Raw genomic sequence first — 21,179 nt, 5'->3', positions numbered from 1 at the left:
TCAGCCTTCGTGCTGGCGCAGGCGCTTGTACAGGGTGTTGCGGCTTACGCCCAGTTCCCGCGCCAGGTGGGAGATGTTGCCGCCCGCCGCTTTCAGGCGCTGGGCCAGATCGCTGCTGTCTTCCACGCTTGCATGGGTGGGCAAGGGCGCCGCCAGGTTCAGGTCGACGAAGAAATCATCCGGCAGATGCTCCGGTCGCACTGGTTGCTCCTCGGCCATCGCCAGCGCCACCTGCAACACGCTGCTGACCTGGCGCAGGTTGCCCGGCCACGGGTGTTGCTCGAACAAGGCCAGCACCTCGGCACTCAGCCCGGCCCATTGGGTCGGTTCACGGTGCTGCTGCCACAGCTGCTGGAACAGTGCCTGCTTGTCGGTGCGTTCGCGCAAGGGCGGCAGTTCCAGGGTCAGGCCACCGATGCGGTAGTACAAATCCTCACGAAAGTGCCCGGCCTGCACCCAGTCGCGCAACACGCGGTTGGTGGCCGAGATGATGCGCAAGTCCACCGGGAACAGCTCGCTGCTGCCCACCGGCTGCACGCAGCGTTCCTGCAACACGCGCAGCAAGCGGGCCTGGGTCGGCAGGGGCATGTCGCCAATTTCATCCAGAAACAGCGTGCCCTTGTCCGCCTTGCGGATCAGGCCGATGCTGCCTTTCTGGTTGGCGCCGGTAAAGGCGCCTTTTTCATAGCCAAACAGCTCGGATTCCACCAGTTCGGCGGGGATCGCCGCACAGTTCACCGCAATAAACGCCTGTTTACTGCGCGAACTGGCCTGGTGCAGGGCTTTGACGAACACCTCTTTGCCAACGCCGGTCTCGCCGTGAATCAACAACGGAATGTCTTTTTCCAGCAAGCGCTCGGCCTGGCGCACGGCCTTTTCCACGCGCACATCGCCAAAATGCAGGGTCTGGATGCTCATCGGCGCAGGTTTTGTGGGCTTGGGTTCAGCAAACACCCGCGCCTGCACCGGCATCTTCTTCGGCCGCTTCAATAAACACTGGAACCGATTGCGGCCCGCCGCCTGCAACGAGAACGGCATGCCCTCCGGTTGATTCAACAACTCCAGCAGCGAGACCTTGAACAAACTGTCGATCAGCACCCGCGACAAACTGATGCCCAGCAAGTTATCGGCGCGGCGGTTGGCCGACAGCACCTGGCCGCTGTCATCAAAGATGATCAGGCCCGCCCACTGGCTGTCGAGGTTGTTCAGGCCGGTGTTGAAGGTCAGTTGAAAATGCTCACCGCGAAACAGGTTGAGGATCAGCCGGTTCTCGACGGTCTGGCTCATCATCTTGACCATGCCCAACGTGTGGGAGGGCGGCAGGTAGCTGTCGCTGGACACATCCAGCACCGCAATAATTTCGCGCTGGGCATCGAAGATCGGCGCCGCGGAACCGGTCATGAAGCGGTTGGCCTTGAGAAAGTGTTCATCGTGCTCGATATGCACCGCCTGCGCACAGGCCAGCGCGGTGCCGATGGCGTTGGTGCCGCTTGAGCGCTCCCTCCAACTGGCGCCGGCACTGAAGCCGCGCGCCAGCTTCGGCTCGATAAAACGCTGGGTGCCCCACGAGGTCAGCACCTGGCCCTGGTTGTCGGCCAGCATGATCAGGCAGTTGGAATTGCTGAGGATGTTTTCGTAGTAGGGCAGCACTTCCTGATGGGTGGTCTGCACCAGGGAATGCTGGCTTTCGAGCAACTGGCTGATGCCTTCGGCGGGCAATTGATCGAAGCTGGGGGGGCTCTGGTGGTCCAGGCCAAAGGCGCGGCAACGGCGCCAGGATTCCTGGATAAGGGTGTCGTGTGCCAGGGGTTCGGCCATGGGGGCGACCTTCTTTTATTTTTATTGTTATCAAGCCTTGCGCCGTCCAACTGTGGGAGCTGGCTTGTCGAACCGTCGCACCGCTGCGATGGCGGTTTGTCAGCCACCGAATTGGCAAACTGGATCATCGCTATCGCAGGCAAGCCAGCTCCCACATTAAATCTGTGGCGCCCATCGATTGTTGTTCAGAACTGTTCAATGTCAACCCGCCCGCTGTTCAGTTGTTCAGCGCTGGTTGTTCATTTGTGTTCATGCCTGAACATCCTGTTCAACCCATTTCCTTACAGATCAACTACCTGCCACTTCTGGCACGAAACTCGCTGCTATGAATGGCCAGAATCATTCCAATAATAAAAAGGGCGTGTCATGTCATTGACCCTGGAACATGTCTCCCGCGTCGTCGAAGGCCAGACCTGGATCGACGACGCCAACCTGCGTTTCGAAGCCGGTTCCTTCAACGTATTGCTCGGTCGCACGCTGTCCGGCAAGACCAGCCTGATGCGCCTGATGGCCGGTCTGGACAAGCCCGACAGCGGCCGCATCCTGATGAACGGCGTAGACGTCACCCACAAGCCGGTGCGCCTGCGCAATGTGTCGATGGTCTACCAGCAGTTCATCAATTACCCGACCATGACCGTGTTCGAAAACATCGCCTCGCCGTTGCGCCAGGCCGGTGTGTCCAACGAACTGATCCACAGCAAGGTGCTGGAAACCGCGCAGATGCTGCGCATCGAGAAGTTCCTGCAGCGCCACCCGCTGGAGCTGTCCGGCGGCCAGCAGCAACGCACGGCCATGGCCCGCGCCTTGGTCAAAGACGCCGAACTGATCCTGTTCGATGAACCGCTGGTAAACCTGGACTACAAACTGCGCGAAGAGCTGCGTCAGGAAATGCGCGAACTGTTCAAGGCGCGCCACACCATTGCCATCTACGCCACCACCGAACCCAATGAAGCCCTGGCCCTGGGTGGCACCACCACCATCCTGCACGAAGGCCGCGTGATTCAGAGCGGCAAGGCCGCCGAGGTGTATCACCAGCCCCAGACGGTGCTGGCCGCCGAGCTGTTTTCCGAGCCGCCGATCAACCTGATGCCCGGGCGTATCAGCGGCAATGAAGTGAGTTTTGCCAATGTCGTGCACTTCCCGTTGAACGTGGACCTGCGCCCCATCGGCGAGGGCGAGTTCCGTTTTGGCGTGCGCCCCAGCCATATCAGCCTGGTGCCGAGCAACGACGATGACCTGGAGCTGGCGGTGACTGTGGAAGTGGCCGAGATCAGCGGCTCGGAAACCTTCCTGCATGTGCGCAGCGAGCACTTTTTGTTGGTGTTGCACTTACCGGGCGTCCATGAGTACGACGTCGACGCGCCGATCCGTGTGTATATCCCCACCCATAAACTCTTTGTGTTCGATGGCCAGGGCCGTTTGGTCCAGGCCCCTGGGCGCCGCGTCGCGAGGGTTGCCTGATGGCCGAGATCCATTTGCAGAACCTCGCGCACAGCTACAGCCCTACACCCAATGGGCCTGAGGACTACGCCATTCGGGCCATGAACCATGTGTGGGAGCAGGGCGGCGCCTACGCCTTGCTCGGGCCGTCGGGCTGCGGCAAGTCGACATTGCTCAACATCATCTCCGGCTTGCTCAGCCCGTCCGAAGGCCAGGTGCTGTTTGACGCTAAAGTGGTCAACGAGCTGACCCCGGAAAAACGCAATATTGCCCAGGTGTTCCAGTTCCCGGTGGTGTACGACACCATGACGGTGTTCGACAACCTGGCGTTTCCCCTGCGAAACCAGGGCATGGCTGAGGCGAAAATCCACAGCAAGGTGCAGGAAATTGCCGAAGTCCTCGACCTGCAAGCCCTGCTGAGTAAAAAAGCCCGCAACCTCACCGCCGATGAAAAGCAAAAAGTTTCCATGGGCCGTGGCCTGGTGCGCGATGACGTGTCGGCGATCCTGTTCGACGAACCGCTGACGGTGATCGATCCGCACCTCAAATGGAAATTGCGCCGCAAGCTCAAGCAGATTCACGAGCAGTTCAATATCACCATGGTCTACGTCACCCACGACCAGCTTGAGGCGTCGACCTTTGCTGACAAAATCGCGGTGATGTACGGCGGGCAGATCGTGCAGTTCGGCACACCGCGCGAGTTGTTCGAGCGGCCCAGCCATACCTTTGTCGGCTATTTCATCGGCAGCCCTGGGATGAATCTGATCGAGGTGCAGGCCGAAGCCGGCGGCGTGCGCTTTGCCAGTACGTTGCTGCCGTTATCCGCGGCCTTGCAACAGCGCCTGCGCGAGACCGACTACAAAAAGCTGCAGGTGGGTATCCGCCCGGAATTTATCCACGTGTGGGACGAGTACAACCCTGACGCCCTGCAGGCTGACGTCATCCATGTAGAAGACCTCGGCACCTACAAGATCATGACCCTCAACCTCGACGGCGCGCCGTTGAAAGTGCGCCTGGCCGAAGACAAACCGGTGCCCGAAGGCAAAGCCTCGATCAGTTTTCCCGCGCAGTGGTTGATGGTGTACGCCGACGATTACCTGCTGGAGGTGCAGCCATGAATAAGGTGCAGAACAACAAGGCCTGGTGGCTGGTGTTGCCGGTGTTCCTGCTGGTGGCGTTCAGCGCGGTAATCCCGATGATGACCGTGGTCAACTATTCGGTGCAGGACATTTTCGACCAGTCCAGCCGCTACTTTGTCGGTGCGGACTGGTACAAACAGGTGCTGCTCGACCCTCGGCTGCACGACTCCTTGCTGCGTCAGTTCATCTACTCGGCCTGCGTGCTGCTGATCGAAATCCCGCTGGGCATCGCCATCGCCCTGACCATGCCGACCAAGGGCCGCTGGTCGTCATTAGTGTTGATCATCCTGGCGATTCCGCTGCTGATCCCGTGGAACGTGGTCGGCACCATCTGGCAGATTTTTGGCCGCGCCGACATTGGCCTGTTGGGTTCGACCCTTAACGCCATGGGCATCAACTACAACTATGCGGCCAACACCATGGACGCCTGGGTGACGGTGCTGGTGATGGACGTGTGGCACTGGACGTCACTGGTGGCGCTGTTGTGTTACTCGGGGCTGCGTGCGATTCCGGACGTGTACTACCAGGCGGCGCGGATTGATCGCGCATCCGCTTGGGCGGTGTTCCGACATATCCAGTTGCCAAAGATGAAAAGCGTGCTGCTGATCGCGGTGATGCTGCGCTTTATGGACAGCTTCATGATCTACACCGAGCCCTTCGTACTGACGGGCGGCGGGCCGGGTAACGCCACCACGTTCCTCAGTCAGACCTTGACCCAAATGGCTGTAGGCCAATTCGACCTGGGCCCGGCGGCAGCGTTTTCCCTGGTGTACTTCCTGATCATTCTGTTGGTGTCCTGGCTGTTCTACACCGCCATGACCCACTCCGACGCCAACCGCTGAGGCCGCCAACATGAGCAAGCGCAAGGTTATTCCACTGCTGATCTACATCCTGTTTTTGCTGGTGCCGATCTACTGGCTGCTGAACATGTCCTTCAAGAGCAACACCGAAATCCTCGGCGGGCTGACCCTGTTTCCGCAGGACTTTACCCTGGCCAACTACAAGGTGATCTTCACCGACCCGAGCTGGTACACCGGCTACCTCAACTCGCTGTACTACGTGAGCCTGAACACGGTGATCTCCCTGAGCGTGGCGCTCCCGGCAGCCTATGCGTTTTCGCGTTATCGCTTCCTCGGCGACAAGCACCTGTTCTTCTGGCTGCTGACCAACCGCATGGCGCCGCCGGCGGTGTTTTTGCTGCCGTTCTTCCAGCTGTATTCGTCCATCGGGCTGTTCGATACGCACATCGCCGTGGCGCTCGCACATTGCCTGTTCAACGTGCCGTTGGCGGTGTGGATCCTGGAAGGCTTCATGTCCGGCGTGCCCAAGGAAATCGACGAAACCGCCTACATCGACGGCTACAGTTTTCCCAAGTTTTTCGTGAAGATTTTTATCCCGTTGATTGGCTCCGGTATCGGTGTGACCGCGTTTTTCTGCTTTATGTTTTCCTGGGTCGAACTGCTGCTGGCGCGCACCTTGACCTCGGTTAACGCCAAGCCGATTGCGGCGGTAATGACGCGTACGGTCTCGGCCTCCGGCATTGATTGGGGCGTGCTGGCAGCGGCGGGGGTGTTGACCATCCTGCCGGGCATGCTGGTGATCTGGTTTGTTCGCAACCACGTGGCCAAGGGCTTTGCCCTGGGCCGGGTCTAGAGGGTTCGATGATGGAATGGATGGCCTGGACCACCCCCACCGCACTGTTCTTTGTGGCGATTGGCCTGCTGTTGGCGGGCATGACCACCTGGGAACTGCGTTCGCCGAGTATTCCTCGGCGCGGCTTGTTGCCGATCAGCACCACCCGTGGTGATCGTTTGTTTATCGGTCTTCTCGGCAGCGCCTACCTGCATTTGCTGGTAGTTGGCGTTACCGACTGGAGCATCTGGGTGGCGTCTGCGCTATCCCTGGTATGGCTGTTGAGTGTGATGCGTTGGGGCTAGTGCCCTTATGAATAAACCACCAGGAGGTCTCTATGTTGAATAAAAACAATAAGCTGCGACATAGCATTTCATTGGCCGCCGTACTGGCCTTAAGCGGTTTGAGCGCCACGGCCTGGGCCGATGCGTACGAAGATGCCGCGAAAAAATGGATCGGCAGCGAGTTCAAACCATCCACCCTCACCGAAGCCCAGCAGCTCGAAGAGTTGAAGTGGTTTATCAAGGCATCGGAACCGTTCCGTGGGATGAAGATCAACGTGGTGTCGGAAACCCTCACCACCCATGAGTACGAATCCAAGGTACTGGCCAAGGCCTTCAGCGAAATCACCGGCATCAAGCTGACCCACGACCTGCTGCAGGAAGGCGACGTGGTGGAGAAGCTGCAAACCCAGATGCAGTCCGACAAGAATATCTATGACGGCTGGGTTAACGATTCCGACTTGATCGGTACGCACTTTCGCTATGGCAAGACCGAATCCATCACCGACCTGATGGCCAACGAAGGCAAGGACTTCACCTCGCCGACCCTGGATATCAAGGACTTTATCGGCATCTCCTTTACCACTGCGCCGGACGGCAAGATCTATCAGTTGCCCGACCAGCAGTTCGCCAACCTCTACTGGTTCCGCGCCGATTGGTTTGAACGTGCGGACCTCAAAGCCAAGTTCAAGGAAAAGTACGGCTACGAGCTGGGTGTGCCGGTGAACTGGTCGGCCTATGAAGATATCGCGAAATTCTTCAGCGAAGACGTCAAAGAAATCGACGGCAAACGTATTTATGGGCACATGGACTACGGCAAAAAAGACCCATCCCTGGGCTGGCGCTTCACCGATGCCTGGTTCTCCATGGCTGGTGGCGGCGACAAGGGCCTGCCCAACGGTTTGCCGGTGGACGAGTGGGGCATTCGCGTAGAGGACTGCCACCCGGTGGGCTCCAGCGTCACGCGTGGCGGCGACACCAACGGCCCGGCCGCGGTGTTTGCCACGCAAAAGTACGTGGACTGGATGAAAGCCTACGCGCCGCCGGAAGCGGCGGGCATGACCTTCTCCGAATCCGGGCCGGTGCCGTCCCAGGGCAATATCGCCCAGCAAATTTTCTGGTACACCGCGTTTACCGCCGACATGACCAAACCGGGCCTGCCGGTGGTGAACGCCGACGGCACGCCGAAATGGCGCATGGCGCCGTCGCCGGTCGGGCCGTATTGGGAAAAGGGCATGAAGAAGGGCTATCAGGACGTGGGTTCCTGGACCTTCCTCAAGTCCACGCCCGAGAAGCAAAAGCTTGCGGCCTGGCTGTACGCGCAGTTTGTGACCTCGAAAACCGTGTCACTGAAGAAAACCATCGTTGGCCTGACGCCGATTCGTGAGTCCGACATCAACTCCCAGGCCATGACCGACATGGCGCCCAAACTTGGCGGGCTGGTGGAGTTCTACCGCAGCCCGGCGCGGGTGGAGTGGACCCCGACCGGCACCAACGTGCCCGACTACCCACGCCTTGCGCAGCTGTGGTGGAGCAACATCGCCGCAGCGGCCAGCGGCGAGAAAACCCCGCAACAGGCGCTGGATAACCTGGCCAAGGAACAGGACGCGATCATGACGCGCCTGGAACGCTCCAAGGTGCAGCCGGTGTGCGGCCCGAAAATGAACCCGGAGCGGGATGCGCAATACTGGTTTGATCAGCCGGGTGCACCGAAGCCTAAGCTGGCGAATGAGAAGCCCAAAGGTGAAACCGTGGCTTATGGTGATCTGTTGAAGCAGTGGGAGGCGGCGCGTAAATAACCCATAGGCCGAAACACTGTACCTGTCGCGAGGGAGCTTGCTCCCGCTGGCCTGCGTAGCAGGCCCATTTTTGGGGCCGCTGCGCAGCCCAGCGGGAGCAAGCTCCCTCGCCACAAGGGCAGGTAAACACTAGGTCAGGCGGCCTGCGGCTGGATGTGCAACTGCCCATCCACATCCTTGACCAACCCACTGGCCAGAAACAGCGGCGCCAAGCGCTTGTGCAACTGCGGCTCGACAAACTCCTTAACGGTCTCCAACACCAATACGCCACTGAGCGGCAGCTCGGCCTTGGCGTAGGACAGCCATGCCTTCTTCAACACCATCAACACATCACTGCCCGCCGTGGAGGCGAAGCGGCGGTGCGTGGGTTTGCCGTCAAAGCTGAAAGTGTGCTGGAACGCGTAGCCGGTTTCGTCACCGTTGGCGGCAGTGCAGCGCACGCAGGTGCACGGGCCATCGCCGAACGCGCTGCGCAGGTAAGCGTTGAAGTCCACCACGGGCTTGAGTGACAGGCGTTTATCGACCTCGAACAGATCCCCAGTCATTTTATCGTCAGTGTTCAACGTCCATTTCCTCGCAGGTTTGGCAGGTGTATTTAAATCGCGGCACAATAACAGCCACACGGCATTTTGGGGATGATTTGCATAACAATAGATCCCGATATTCTTTTCCAGTCTTAAAATTCGTCGCTAGGCTCTATCACTTTCTCGAAAACGCGGCAGATTCCCATGACTTTCAAGCGTTCCTCCCTGACCCTGTTGACCGCGTCCCTGGCGGCCGCGAGTACCTTGCTCAGCCCTGGCGCCCAGGCCGAAGGCAAGATCAGCATTGCCCAGCAATTCGGTATCGGCTACCTGATCCTCGATGTGGTGCGCGACCAGCACCTGATCGAAAAGCATGGCAAGGAGCAGGGCCTGGATATCAAGGTGGAGTGGAACAGCATTTCCGGCGCCACCGCCATGAATGAATCGCTGCTGGCCGGCGCCCTGGATGTGGTCTCGGCCGGTGTGCCGCCGATGCTCACGCTGTGGGACCGCACCAAGGGCAAGCAGAACGTCAAGGCTATCGCTTCGCTGGGGTCGATGCCCAATTACTTGCTGACCAATAATCCCAAGGTGAAGACCTTGCAGGACTTCACCGACAAAGACCGCATCGCCGTGCCTGCTGCTGGCGTGGGCTTCCAGTCGCGGACCTTGCAGATCGAGACCGCCAAGCTGTTTGGCGATGCCAATTTCAAGAAGTTTGATGATATCTCGATCAGCCTGGCCCACCCGGATGCTACGGCGGCGTTGATTGCTGGTGGTTCGGAGATTAATTCACACTTTTCCAGCCCGCCGTTTCAGTATCAGGAGTTGTTGAACCCCAACGTGCATAAGGTGCTCAGTTCCTACGACATTCTTGGCGGGCAGGCGTCGTTTAACGTGCTCTATACCACGCAGAAATTTCACGATGACAACCCGAAGACCTACAAGGCGTTTTATGACGCGCTGGCGGAGGCCGAGAAGATCATCAAGGCTGACAAGCCTGCGGCTGCCAAGACGTATATTCGTGTAGAGGAGTCCAAGCTGCCTTTGGATCTGGTGGAGAAAATTGTTCAGGATCCGGAGATTGACTTCACTATCGTGCCGCAGCGTACGTTTATCTATGCGCAGAAGTTGCAGGAATTGGGTGTGTTGAAGAACAAGGCGGGGAGCTGGAAGGATTACTTCTTTGAAGAAGCCCATGGGGGTGATGGCGGCTAGCTGATTTGCGCACTCTGGGGGGGGTTGTTGGTGTACGTATCCGTTATTTGAGTAACGGCGGCCTATGGTTCCGCTCTTACAGCGGGTCACTTTTGCAAGGACGCAAAAGTAACCAAAAGGTCCTCGCCCCACCACTCGGTGCCTCGCTTAGGCTCGGCATGCCCTCACTCCGGCTTGAATCCGTGGGCCGCCGCGATGGGCCATCCTTGGCCCAGCGCGGCTAACCCGGCGTCCTGCCGGGTTACCCACGGATTCAAGCCTGCGTTCGGCCATCGTGGTTAACGGGGCGTCTCAGATCAAAATCAAGATCAAGATCAAGATCTACAGCACGGCGGCCTGAAAGCCGACCTGAGTGGTTGAAGCAAGAGCCAGATCAAGTGCAAGGCAAAAGCCTATGTACCTGATGCTTCGCGGTCTAATTGTGGGAGCGGGCTTGCTCGCGAATGCGGTGGGTCAGTCAATTCATCTGTCACTGATACACCGCATTCGCGAGCAAGCCCGCTCCCACAGTTGACCGCATGCAGTCCTGAACATGTGCTTTTCTGTGGGAGCTGGCTTGCCTGCGATGCAGACACCTCGGTACATCAGGTACACAGAGTTGATGCCATCGCAGCGGTGCGACGATTCGACAAGCCAGCTCCCACCTTTGACCGAGTATGGCTTTGCTGTTGCTGTTGCTGTTGCTGTTGCTGTTGCTGTTGCTGTTGCTGTTGCTGTTGCTGTTGCTGTTGCTGTTGCTGTTGCTGTTGCTGTTGCTGTTGCTGTTCTTGATCTGAAATCGCCCCGTCAAACACGATGGCGGATTGCGGGCATGCCGAGCCATAGCGAGGCACCGAGTGTTTGGGCGAAGACTTTTTGGTTACTTTTGGCTGGGCCGGCATTCCGGTCTTTCCAAAAGTGACCCGCTGTAGGAGCGGTACCCTACTCAGCCGTTACCGCAGCAACGGATATGTACCCCACCAACAAACCACCACAGCAGACAACCCAGCTCCCACAGTTCACCACTGCCATCTGAGCGTCAGCGGAAAAACTCACCCGGTGTAGACTCGAACTGCTGCCGAAACGCATTAATAAACGCCGAAGTCGACTCATACCCACACCCCAGCGCCACATCCGTCACCCGCTCCCCTTGCTCCAGCGCGGGCAGGGCGCTCAGCAACCGCAGGCGCTGACGCCAGGCGCGAAAGGTCAGCCCGGTATCACTCAAAAACAACCGGCTCAGGGTTTTTTCACTGACCCCAAGCTTGTGGCTCCAGTCACCCAGGGTGGTCTGCTGCTCCGGGTGCAGGTTCAGGCTGCGATAAATCTGCCGTAGCCGTGGGTCATGGGGTAACGGCAGCATCAAATCCACCTGGGGCGCGGCCGCAAGTTGGTCGAGCACCACCTGGGCCAGCCGCCCGTCCGGGCCGTCTTCGGCATACTCCACCGGCAACTCGCTGAAACTGCGGATCAACTCGCGCAACAAACTGCTCACCTCCAGCACCTGGCAACACTCGGCCGCCCAGGCGGTGACGCTGCAATCGAGGTAGAGGCTGCGCATTTCCGTGTGCGGTGAACTGAAAACCCGGTGCGGCACGCCCGCCGGAATCCACACGGCGCGCTGGGGCGGGGCGACGAAACGGCCGACACTGGTCTGGATCTCCAGCACGCCCGAAATCGCATACGACAACTGCACCCACGGGTGGCTGTGCCGGCGGGTCAGCGCGCGGTTGGGCAGTGATTCGGTGCGCCCATACACCGGGCGTGGCAGGCTGGAAAGCCCGGGCACACTGCGTCGAACCGTCTTGTCATGTCCTTTAGGCGGCATTTACTGGCTCATTGGCGTTAGTCGGTAACAGGCGGTTACGTTAGAGTCGCAGCGATGCTCTTGGCAACCCCTGGAAGATTTGCTTATGACCCGCCCGCGTTTTCTACCTGACAACTTCACCCTGACCCTGATCGCCACGGTGATCCTGGCGTCATTGCTGCCCGCCAGCGGCCAGACCGCCGTGGCCTTCGGCTGGGTGACTAACCTGGCCATCGCACTGCTGTTTTTCCTGCACGGCGCCAAGCTGTCGCGCCAGGCCATCGTCGCCGGTGCCGGGCACTGGCGCCTGCATTTGCTGGTGTTCAGCCTGACCTTTGTGCTGTTCCCATTGCTGGGCCTGGCGCTCAAGCCGCTGCTGTCGCCGCTGATCGGCAACGACCTGTACATGGGCATGCTGTATCTATGTGCGCTGCCGGCCACGGTGCAATCGGCGATTGCCTTCACCTCGCTGGCGCGCGGCAACATCCCGGCCGCCATCTGCAGCGCGGCGGCATCCAGCCTGTTCGGCATCTTCCTGACGCCGTTGCTGGTGACCTTGCTGCTTAACGTACACGGCGATGGCGGCTCCACGGTCGACGCGATCCTGAAAATCAGCGTGCAATTGTTGCTGCCCTTTGTGGCGGGCCAAATCGCCCGACGCTGGATTGGCGAGTGGGTGGGGCGTAACAAGTCCTGGCTGAAGTTCGTCGACCAAGGCTCGATTCTACTGGTGGTGTATGGCGCCTTCAGTGAAGCGGTCAACGAAGGCATCTGGCACCAGATCCCGCTGTGGGAGTTGGGCGGTCTGGTCGTCGCCTGCTGCGTGTTGCTGGCCTTGGTACTGGTGGCCTCTACCGTGCTGGGCAAGGCGTTCGGCTTCAGCCAGGAAGACCGCATCACCATCTTGTTCTGCGGCTCGAAGAAGAGCCTGGCCACCGGTGTGCCGATGGCCCAGGTGCTGTTCGCCGGGGCGACCATGGGCGTGCTGATTTTGCCGTTGATGCTGTTTCACCAGATCCAGTTGATGGTCTGCGCAGCGCTGGCGCAGCGTTATGCCAAGCGCCCGGAAAGCATTCCCGAGATGATGGGCCAGGTCGATCCGTGATCCAGCGCACACCTTGGCAAGATTGACCTCAAGTTAACGCCCGAGCAGACGACTTCCTTATTGAGAGCCCAATAAGGAGTGTCGGCATGAACGTTAAAGGTATTTCGCTGTTTACCGGCCTGTTTTGCCTATGGGCGGGAGCCTGTGGTGCCGCGCAGACCATAGGGCAGGGCACCATTGAATTTCGCGGCGCCATCGTCGAGCCCGGCTGTGCGACAAATGCGCGCAGTGGCGCGGTGATGGAGTTGACCGGGTGCGCCAGTGCCAATCGCGGCAGTCGCTTCGAGGTGCGCAATATAGCGCCAGTGGCCAGCGTCAACGCCGCCCATGTAAAGCTGGTGGTAGACAGCGGCGACGGGCGTTATTACAACCAGCGTTACCTGCTGGTGGATGCCTTTGGGAAGCCGATCCAGTCGGGCAACTACGTGATTACCATGACCTCGCCCTAAGCCTTCGGGCGACGATCCGCGTCAACAGCGGGCCAAGAAACCTATAGAATGCTCGGCGGCGGCGCTGTTCTGCGCGGCCGTTGGATCATCGCCAGAGTATCTCGCCCGCCAATGAGCATTTCAGCCGCAACGCCCCAAGCCAATTGGCAACCGGTCATCGCCTTGGCGCTGGCCGCCTTTGTGTTCAATACCACCGAATTCGTGCCCGTCGGGTTGCTCAGCGCCATTGGTGCGAGCTTCGACATGCCCATCGCCAGCGTCGGCTTGATGCTTACCATCTATGCCTGGATCGTTTCGCTGACCTCCTTGCCGGTGATGCTGCTGACGCGTAACGTCGAGCGGCGCAAGTTGCTGATCGTGCTGTTCGGCCTGTTTATCGCCAGCCATATCCTCTCCAGCGTCGCCAACAGCTTTGGTCTGTTGATGGTCAGTCGCATCGGCATCGCCTTGTCCCATGCGCTGTTCTGGTCAATTACCGCGTCCCTGGCCGTGCGCCTGGCGCCGGAAGGCAAGCAGGTGCAAGCCCTTGGATTATTGGCCACCGGCACGTCCCTGGCGATGGTGTTGGGCATTCCGCTGGGCCGCCTGCTCGGCGAAGCGATGGGCTGGCGCACCACCTTCCTGGTGATCGCCGGGTTTGCCGCTGCGCTGGTGTTCTGGCTGGCGCGCACCTTGCCGCCGTTGCCGAGCCAGAACTCCGGCTCGCTGCGCAGCCTGCCGTTGCTGTTCAAACGCCCGGCACTGGTGGCGCTGTACGTGCTCACCGCCATGACCGTCACCGCGCAATTCACCGCCTACAGCTACATCGAACCCTTCGTTGAAGGCGTGGCCGGTTTGGGCGGCGGTGCCGTGACCCTGATTTTGCTGGTGTTCGGCGGCGCGGGCATCATCGGCTCGCTGCTGTTCAGCCTGGTGCACCGTTTCAACCCGCATATCTTCGTGGTCAGCGCGGTGTTTCTGCTCGCGGCCTGCTTGACCCTGATGCTGCCCTTGAGCGGCGCCGAGTCGTACCTGGTGATACTGAGCATTTTCTGGGGCATGGCCATCATGGGCTTCGGCCTCGCCATGCAATCGAAGGTGCTGGTGCTGGCACCCGACGCCACCGACGTGGCCATGGCAATGTTCTCCGGCATCTACAACATCGGCATCGGCGGCGGCGCCCTGATGGGCAGCTGGGTCGGCAGCCACTTCGGCTTCGCCTGGATCGGCGTGGCGGGCGGGGCGTTGGCAGCGGTGGCGTTGATCGGGTATTGCCTGGCGATTCGCAAGTTTGGGACGGGTGTGGTGCGTAACTGAGGAGTAACGATTGATGATCAAACCTGCTGTTTTCGCGATGCTTGCCAGTGTGTCTGCGCTGTTGCTCAGCCCTTCGAGCGTTGCCGCCAGTTTCGACTGCGCCAAGGCTCGGGCACCTGACGAAATCACCATCTGCAAAAACGTCAGCCTCAACGACCAGGACGTGACCATGGCGTTGCTCTACGACCTGAACAAGCACTTTATGGCCATGGGCGGGCGCGGTTCATTGATGGACGGGCAGGCCGAATGGCTCAAACAGCGGCATGCCTGCGGGGCAAAAGTCAGTTGTTTGAGCGCTGCTTATACGCAGCGGATTGGTATGTTGCGCGGGTTCATTGATGAGCGGGTGATGACGAAAGGGCCGTTTTGAGCCCGCAATCCAGCAGGCAAAAAAGTAACCTGTGGCTTGCTGGCTTGTAATGGAGAGCAGGCTTTTCTGTGGGAGCTGGCTTGCCTGCGATAGCGATCTGTCAGCCACCACCGCTATCGCAGACAAGCCAGCTCCCACATTTGACCGCATGCGGTTTTAGAACCTTACAGTGCAGCCAGCACCGCCTCGAGCTTCTCCTGGTCCCGCGCAAACTGGCGAATGCCTTCGGCGAGTTTCTCGGTGGCCATCGCATCTTCATTCGACGCCCAACGGAACTGCGCTTCGGTCAAATGCTGACGCGCTTCACCCTCGGCACCCGGCGCCAATTTGCGCTCCAGCACACCGTTATCGTCAGCCAGTTTTTGCAGCAGATCAGGGCTGATGGTCAGGCGATCGCAACCGGCCAGTTCTTCGATCTGGCTCAAGGTGCGGAAGCTGGCACCCATCACCACGGTGTCGATTGCGTTGGTCTTGTAGTAGTTGTAGATACGCGTTACCGACTGCACGCCTGGGTCTTCGGCACCGGTGTAGTCCAGGCCGGTGTTTTTGCGATACCAGTCGTAGATGCGGCCCACGAACGGCGAGATCAAAAACACCCCGGCATCCGCGCAGGCCTGGGCCTGGGCGAAGGAAAACAGCAGGGTGAGGTTGGTCTGGATACCGGCTTTTTCCAGGCGCTCGGCGGTGCGGATGCCTTCCCAGGTGGAGGCCAGTTTGATCAGCACGCGGTCGCGGCCGACACCGGCCTGGTCGTACAGGGCGATCAGTTGGTTGGTTTTGGCCCACAGCGCTTGCTCGTCGAACGACAAACGCGCGTCGACTTCAGTGGAAATACGCCCCGGAATCACCTTGAGAATGCCCGCACCCACCGACACCGCAAAGTGATCGCAGGCCAGGTCCACATTGCCTTTGGAGAGGCTCACGGCATTGCGCAGCAGCTCGGCGTATTCCGGGATGGCGGCGGCCTTGAGCAGCAGTGACGGGTTGGTGGTGGCATCCACCGGGCGCAGGCGGCTGATGGCTTCCAGGTCGCCGGTGTCGCAGACCACGGTAGTGAATTGCTTGAGTTGTTCGAGCTTGGACGTCATGAACGGCAGTCTCCAGAAATAAGGTTAGTGGTTGAGGGCCTGGGCGGTGTCGAGGTCGGTGATCAGCACATCGAGGTAGCCGCCCTTGAGCGCGCCGCGAATGGCCTGCACCTTGTTCAGCCCGCCGGCCAGGCCGAGCACGCGCTGGATCGAGCGCAACTTGGGCAGCGCCACCGACACTACAAATTCTTCGTCTTCATCCAGTACCGGGTTGCCCTGGGCATCGAAGTAGCGCAGGCAGATATCGCCCACCGCGCCGCGTTCGGCCAGCAGGCGCAGCATGTCTTCGGTGTAGTAGTTGCCGCTGTTGCGCAGCAGTTGCGAGGGCTCCAGGTCGCCAATGCCGACAATCGCCAGGGTGATGCTGTCAAAGCGTTGCAGCACCTCCTTGACCTCTTCCATCTCGACAATGCGCTGCTTGCTTTCCACCGATTGCTCGATACTTTGCGACGGCAGCAAAAACGCTGGGCAGTTGAGCAGGGTGGCCAGGCGCTGGGTGAGCAAGGTGGCTTCAAATGCGCCTTTGTTGCCGACGCCGCCGAGCAATTGCACCACTTCCTGGGCGCCTTGCTTGCCCGGTTGCGCATGCAGATGGCCGACCATGGCGCGAATGGTGCTGCTCCACGACGAAATGCCGATATGGTCCTGGGGCGACAGGCTGGTCTCCAGGTAATGCGCGGCGGCCGAGCCGATGGCCTGCTTGATGCTTTCGTCGTTGCCCGGCTCGGTGGCTTCCACCACGACCACCTGGCGCACGCCGTAGCGGCGCTGCAACTGGGTTTCCAGCTCCAGGTGCAGGCCTTGCAGGCGCATCACGCTGATCTTCACCACGCCTTCCTGCAGCGCCCGGCGCAGGGCGCGGCTGATAAAGGACTGCGAAAGGTCCAGCTGCGCGGAGATTTCGGACTGCTTGAGCCCTTCTTCGTAATAGAGGCTCGCGATCTTGGTGATCAGGCGCTGTTCTTCGATCTGGCTCATGAAGGCCTCAGTTGATGTTTCAATGCCGGTGAGGATACCAAACCCTTACGACATGATCAGGCCGCCGTCGATATTGATTGCCTGGCCCGTCAGGTAAGCCGCGTCATCGGAGGCCAGAAATGCCACCAACCCGGCCACATCCGAGGGTTTACCGGCGCGGCGCAGGGGGATGTTCTTGACCCATTCGGCCATCAACTCACCTTTGCCGTAACGTTTTTCCTCGGTGCTGAGGATCTCGCCCCACACGCGATCGTTGTAGTCCCACATCTCGCTTTCGATGATGCCGGGGCAGAACGCGTTGACCGTGATGTTATGCCGCGCCAGTTCCAGCGCCAGGCTCTGGGTGATGCCGATCACGCCCATTTTGCTCGCGGCGTAGTGCGGCGTGTAGATAAACCCCTGGCGGCCCTGGCCGGACGAGGTATTGATCAGCCGCCCACTGCCTTGCTTGACCATGTATTTGGCGGCTTCACGGCAACCGAGCCACACGCCGGTGGTGTTGACCTGCAGCACCTTGTCGAAGTCGGCGCGGGGCATTTTGTCGTAGTGGTCGATGGTGATGATGCCGGCGTTCTGCACCGATACATCGATGCTGCCAAAGCGTGCGTGGCCTTCGCGGTAAAGCGTTTCGATGTCACTTTCGCTGGTCACATCGATGCCCAGGGCAAGGGTCTCGACCTGGTATTCCTTGGCCAATTGCTCGGCGGTGAAGGTCACGCGCTCGAGGTCGTTGGAGGCCAGCACCAGGTGGGCACCTTCCTGGGCGAAGCGCTCGGCAATCCCGGCGCCGATGCCACGGCAGGCACCGGTGATGACTACAGTTTTACCGCTGAATCGTTGCGACATGACAGGCTCCAAAAAGAGGTTTACCAGCAGACAAAACCGCCATCGACCAACAAGTCGACGCCGGTGCAGAACGACGACGCCTGGCTGACCAGAAAGATCGCCGGGCCGACCATTTCGTCCACGCTGGCCATGCGGCCCATGGGCGTAGTCTGTTCAAAGATCTTCACCTGGTCGGCAACTTCCGGCCGCGAGTTCATGGGCGTGGCGGTGTAGCCGGGGCTGATGCAATTGACTCGCAGGCCCTTGTCGGCCCATTCCATCGCCAGGCTTTTGCTCAGGTGGATCACGCCGGCCTTGGAGGTGTTGTAGTGCGCCTGTAGCAGGCCACGGTTGACGATGCTGCCGGACATCGAGGCGATATTGACGATGGCGCCTTTGCCCCGCGGCAGCATCACGGCGGCCTGGGCCTGGCAACTCAAGAAGATGCCCGTGAGGTTGATGTCCAGCGTGGCCTGCCAGCGTTGCAGTTCCAGGTCTTCGGCGGCTTGGGCGTTGGCGATGCCGGCGCAATTGACCGCCACGCTCAGCTCGCCCAGTTCGCTTTCGGTGCGGGCCACGGCGGCGTCGAGGCTGGCGCGGTCGGTGACGGTGCCGCTCAAGGCCAGGGCGCGACGGCCGAGGGTCTGGATGCGTTCGACGGTGCTGGCGATGCCGGGGCTGCCGGGCAGGTCAAAGCAGGCTACGTCGGCGCCGGCTTCGGCCAGGCCCACCGCGATGGCCTGGCCGATGCCGCTGCCTGCACCCGTGACGAAGGCCACCTGGCCCTGAAGACTAAAAAGTTGCATGCATTACTCCATTCTTGAAAATCACAGTACAACCCCTGTGGGAGCTGGCTTGCCTGCGATAGCGATAGTTCAGTCACATCGGTAGTGGCTGGGCCACCGCTATCGCAGGCAAGCCAGCTCCCACAGTTGATCTCTAGTGTTTGTGGGTTAAGCGGTGGCCATTTCCATCACCGAAACCGGCGTGGCCTCGCCGCGCTCCAGAATCCCCATCTGCCGCCCCCGGCTCATGACCATCACCCGATGGGACAACCCCAGCACTTCATCCAAATCCGAACTCACCACAATCACCGCCATGCCCTTGGCCGCCAGGTCTGCGATCACTTCATAAATCGCTGCGCGTGCGCCCACGTCGATGCCGCGTGTGGGCTCATCGAGGATGAACACCTTGGGGTTGCGCGCCAGCCACTTGGCAATGATCACCTTCTGCTGGTTGCCACCGGACAAACTCGAGATCCGCGACTGCGGCGCGCCTTTCACGCCCAGGCGCGCCACCGCAGTGCGCGCAAATTCGCGCAGTGGGGCAGGGAACACCCAGCCGCGCTTGTCGAGCAGGTCGGTGTTGCCATAAATCAGGTTGTCTTCGATGCGATGTTCCATCACTACGCCTTGTTGCTTGCGGTCTTCGGGCACCAGCACCACACCGGCCTGGATCGCTTCGAACGGCGAGCGCAATTGGCGAACTTCGCCGTCGAGCTGCATGTGGCCCTGGATGTCCTGGGCCGCACCGGCAATAGTGCGTACCAGTTCGGTGCGCCCGGCACCGACCACTCCGGCAATACCGAACACCTCACCGGCGCGCACGCTGAAATCAATGTCGTGCAGGGCAAACTCACGGCAGCTCAAGCCCTTGACCTGCAACATCACCTGCTCTTTGGGCGCCTGCAACGTGGGGAAAATCCGCTCCAGGCTGCGCCCCACCATCTGCTCCACCAACTCACGCACCGGCACCTGGGCCGTGGCGTGCAGGGCGATCTGGCGACCGTCGCGCAGCACCAGCACGCGGTCGGCGATGCGCGCGATTTCTTCCAGGCGATGGCTGATATAGATAAACGACACGCCTTCGGCCTTGAGCCGCTCGACCTGCTGAAAGAGCAATTCGGTTTCTTCGCCGCCCAAGGCGGCGGTGGGTTCATCCAGGATCAGCAGGCGTGCCTTGAGGGTCAGCGCCTTGGCGATTTCCACCAGTTGCTGCGCCGCCACGCTCAGCCCTTCGACCTTGCGCGATGCCAGCACGTCAAGCCCCAGGCGCTGTAGTTGGATCTGCGCCTGGGCCTCGATGTACTCGCGGTCGACCTTCCCGTGACGCATGGGCAGGCGGCCGACAAAGATGTTCTCGGCAATCGACAATTGCGGCAGCAGGCGGATTTCCTGGTGGATCAAGCCGATCCCCGCGCCCAACGCCGCACCCGGTGAGGCGGGTGCATAGGGTTGGCCCAGCCAGGTCATGCTGCCGCCGGCTTCGGGTTGCACCAGCCCGGCAATAATCGACGACAAGGTGGATTTGCCGGCGCCGTTCTCGCCGAGCAAGGCCAGTACTTCGCCGGGGCGGATATCCACGTTGACCTGCGACAACACCTGCACCGGGCCATAGGCCTTGCTGATGTTGCGCAGGCACAGCACCGCGTCGGCTGCTGTGTCCAGAGCTGCTGCTTGCATGGCGACCTCCCAGGTTTACGGGTGCTGTTGCAGGAACGGCGCGACGTTGTCTTTGGTGGTCAGCACGGTGGGCAGCAGTTGCTCCTTGGGCACGGCTTTACCGGCTTTGAGGTCAATCGCCGAGGCCACGGCCAGGCGGCCCATCTTCTGGGTCTGCTGGGTCATGGTGGCATCCAGTACGCCGCTTTCCACGGCCTTGAGCCCGGCCACGTCGCCGTCAAAACCAACCACCACGACCTTGTGGTCGAGGTTGCCGACTTTCACCGCTTGGGCGGCGCCCAAGGCCATGGCGTCGGCGCGGCCGAAGAACACGCTGATATTCGGGTCCCGCTGGAGCAGGTCCTGGGCCACGGCGAAGCCTTTGTCCTGGGCCCATTCGGCGGGTTGCTGGGCGACAATCTTGAGGTCCGGGAAGGCTTTCAGGCCCTCTTCAAAGCCTTTGGCGCGGTCGATCTCGGGCGTGGTGCCAAGCTGGCCTTGCAACACGGCGATGCGGCCTTTGCCGTCGGTGATTTTGCCGACGTATTCAGCCAGCGCCTTGGCACCTGCCACGCTGTCGCTGGCAATGAACGTGTCGCCCGGCGCGTCAGGCGCGTTGCGGTCCACGGCGATCACCGGGATGCCCGCAGCCTTGGCGGCTTTCACCGGCACACCGGCGGCAGTGGCACCGGCGGGGATGTAGATCAGCACGTCGATCTGGCGGGTGATCAGGTCTTCAATCTGGCTGACCTGGGTGGAGGAGTTGCCCTGGGCGTCCACGGTGATCACCTTGATGCCCTTGGCCTTGCCCTCGGCTTCCACCGACTGCTTGATCTGGTTGAAGAAGTCGGCCTGCAGGTTAGCCACGGCCAGGCCGATGGTCAGGTCCTTGGCCCAGGTGGTGCCGGCGGCGGTAAGCGTTGCGGCAGCCAGAGCAGTAGCGATAAGCAGTTTCTTGGGGCTGAACATGTCGGTGACTCCTGGTTTTAT

At 60.5% G+C, this 21,179-nt stretch carries 20 protein-coding genes; 11 read left to right on the top strand and 9 right to left on the bottom strand.

Features of this window, described 5'->3' with window-relative positions:
• Nucleotides 1–1,818, bottom strand: coding sequence for a sigma-54-dependent Fis family transcriptional regulator (locus P5706_RS20300; protein ID WP_285681261.1), 1,818 nt, complete (start codon nt 1,816–1,818; stop codon nt 1–3).
• Nucleotides 1,819–2,184: 366 nt separating this feature from the next.
• Here P5706_RS20300 and P5706_RS20295 point away from each other — a divergent pair, with 366 nt between their 5' ends.
• From P5706_RS20295 to P5706_RS20270, 6 genes are read left to right on the top strand one after another with little or no spacing between them, the layout of a single operon-like run.
• Nucleotides 2,185–3,279, top strand: a complete 1,095-nt coding sequence (locus P5706_RS20295) for an ABC transporter ATP-binding protein (RefSeq protein ID WP_058421312.1) — start codon at nt 2,185–2,187, stop codon at nt 3,277–3,279.
• A complete protein-coding gene (locus P5706_RS20290; protein WP_285681257.1) occupies nt 3,279–4,376 on the top strand; it encodes an ABC transporter ATP-binding protein in 1,098 nt (365 codons plus the stop codon). The genes P5706_RS20295 and P5706_RS20290 overlap by 1 nt, the downstream gene beginning before the upstream one ends.
• The gene (locus tag P5706_RS20285) at nt 4,373–5,239 is read left to right on the top strand and encodes a carbohydrate ABC transporter permease (RefSeq protein WP_017137728.1); all 867 of its coding nucleotides are present in this window, start codon (nt 4,373–4,375) and stop codon (nt 5,237–5,239) included. The genes P5706_RS20290 and P5706_RS20285 overlap by 4 nt, the downstream gene beginning before the upstream one ends.
• 10 nt (nt 5,240–5,249) lie before the next feature.
• Nucleotides 5,250–6,050 (top strand): carbohydrate ABC transporter permease, encoded by an 801-nt coding sequence (locus tag P5706_RS20280; RefSeq protein WP_003174634.1) that lies wholly within the window; start codon nt 5,250–5,252, stop codon nt 6,048–6,050.
• A gap of 11 nt (nt 6,051–6,061) precedes the next feature.
• Nucleotides 6,062–6,334 carry a DUF2160 domain-containing protein gene (locus P5706_RS20275; RefSeq protein WP_285682787.1) on the top strand — a complete coding sequence of 91 codons (273 nt, stop codon included), beginning with the start codon at nt 6,062–6,064 and terminating at the stop codon, nt 6,332–6,334.
• A gap of 32 nt (nt 6,335–6,366) precedes the next feature.
• Nucleotides 6,367–8,109: an ABC transporter substrate-binding protein gene (locus P5706_RS20270; protein ID WP_065930235.1), complete on the top strand. Its 1,743-nt coding sequence runs from the start codon at nt 6,367–6,369 to the stop codon at nt 8,107–8,109.
• 134 nt (nt 8,110–8,243) lie between these two features.
• On the opposite strand, the gene P5706_RS20265 is transcribed toward P5706_RS20270, so the two are convergent.
• Nucleotides 8,244–8,672, bottom strand: coding sequence for a hypothetical protein (locus P5706_RS20265; RefSeq protein WP_285681253.1), 429 nt, complete (start codon nt 8,670–8,672; stop codon nt 8,244–8,246).
• A gap of 165 nt (nt 8,673–8,837) precedes the next feature.
• Here P5706_RS20265 and P5706_RS20260 point away from each other — a divergent pair, with 165 nt between their 5' ends.
• Nucleotides 8,838–9,851, top strand: a complete 1,014-nt coding sequence (locus P5706_RS20260) for an ABC transporter substrate-binding protein (RefSeq protein ID WP_285681250.1) — start codon at nt 8,838–8,840, stop codon at nt 9,849–9,851.
• A 1,018-nt stretch (nt 9,852–10,869) separates the two neighbouring features.
• On the opposite strand, the gene P5706_RS20255 is transcribed toward P5706_RS20260, so the two are convergent.
• Nucleotides 10,870–11,658: an AraC family transcriptional regulator gene (locus tag P5706_RS20255; protein WP_285681248.1), complete on the bottom strand. Its 789-nt coding sequence runs from the start codon at nt 11,656–11,658 to the stop codon at nt 10,870–10,872.
• 85 nt (nt 11,659–11,743) lie between these two features.
• Between P5706_RS20255 and P5706_RS20250 the strand changes: the two genes are divergently transcribed.
• The 4 genes from P5706_RS20250 (at nt 11,744) to P5706_RS20235 (ending at nt 14,857) form a co-directional block, all read left to right on the top strand.
• The gene (locus P5706_RS20250) at nt 11,744–12,742 is read left to right on the top strand and encodes a bile acid:sodium symporter family protein (RefSeq protein ID WP_065930231.1); all 999 of its coding nucleotides are present in this window, start codon (nt 11,744–11,746) and stop codon (nt 12,740–12,742) included.
• An 86-nt stretch (nt 12,743–12,828) separates the two neighbouring features.
• Complete coding sequence (locus tag P5706_RS20245) at nt 12,829–13,191, top strand: type 1 fimbrial protein (RefSeq protein ID WP_285681245.1); 363 nt, start codon at nt 12,829–12,831, stop codon at nt 13,189–13,191.
• Between the two features lie 111 nt (nt 13,192–13,302).
• Entirely contained in the window at nt 13,303–14,487 is a 1,185-nt protein-coding gene (locus tag P5706_RS20240; RefSeq protein WP_285681243.1) for a sugar transporter, read from the top strand.
• 13 nt (nt 14,488–14,500) lie between these two features.
• A complete protein-coding gene (locus tag P5706_RS20235) occupies nt 14,501–14,857 on the top strand; it encodes a lysozyme inhibitor LprI family protein (RefSeq protein WP_056857920.1) in 357 nt (118 codons plus the stop codon).
• A gap of 164 nt (nt 14,858–15,021) precedes the next feature.
• On the opposite strand, the gene tal is transcribed toward P5706_RS20235, so the two are convergent.
• The 6 genes from tal to P5706_RS20205 form a co-directional block, all read right to left on the bottom strand.
• Nucleotides 15,022–15,945 carry a transaldolase gene (gene tal / locus P5706_RS20230; protein WP_285681240.1) on the bottom strand — a complete coding sequence of 308 codons (924 nt, stop codon included), beginning with the start codon at nt 15,943–15,945 and terminating at the stop codon, nt 15,022–15,024.
• A gap of 24 nt (nt 15,946–15,969) precedes the next feature.
• Nucleotides 15,970–16,923, bottom strand: coding sequence for a sugar-binding transcriptional regulator (locus P5706_RS20225; protein ID WP_200433604.1), 954 nt, complete (start codon nt 16,921–16,923; stop codon nt 15,970–15,972).
• A gap of 45 nt (nt 16,924–16,968) precedes the next feature.
• Nucleotides 16,969–17,769 carry an SDR family oxidoreductase gene (locus P5706_RS20220; RefSeq protein ID WP_285681237.1) on the bottom strand — a complete coding sequence of 267 codons (801 nt, stop codon included), beginning with the start codon at nt 17,767–17,769 and terminating at the stop codon, nt 16,969–16,971.
• 20 nt (nt 17,770–17,789) lie between these two features.
• A complete protein-coding gene (locus tag P5706_RS20215) occupies nt 17,790–18,554 on the bottom strand; it encodes an SDR family oxidoreductase (RefSeq protein WP_285681235.1) in 765 nt (254 codons plus the stop codon).
• Between the two features lie 147 nt (nt 18,555–18,701).
• Nucleotides 18,702–20,210: a sugar ABC transporter ATP-binding protein gene (locus P5706_RS20210; protein ID WP_285681232.1), complete on the bottom strand. Its 1,509-nt coding sequence runs from the start codon at nt 20,208–20,210 to the stop codon at nt 18,702–18,704.
• 15 nt (nt 20,211–20,225) lie between these two features.
• On the bottom strand, nt 20,226–21,158 hold the full coding sequence (locus tag P5706_RS20205; RefSeq protein ID WP_056857914.1) for a sugar ABC transporter substrate-binding protein: 933 nt from the start codon (nt 21,156–21,158) through the stop codon (nt 20,226–20,228).
• Nucleotides 21,159–21,179: the final 21 nt, after the last annotated feature.

It is taken from the genome of Pseudomonas sp. ChxA (assembly GCF_030263855.1).
Classification (GTDB): domain Bacteria; phylum Pseudomonadota; class Gammaproteobacteria; order Pseudomonadales; family Pseudomonadaceae; genus Aquipseudomonas; species Aquipseudomonas fluorescens_CB.
The sequence above is the reverse complement of the archived record's forward strand: the minus strand, read 5'-3'. Positions and strand labels throughout refer to the sequence as shown.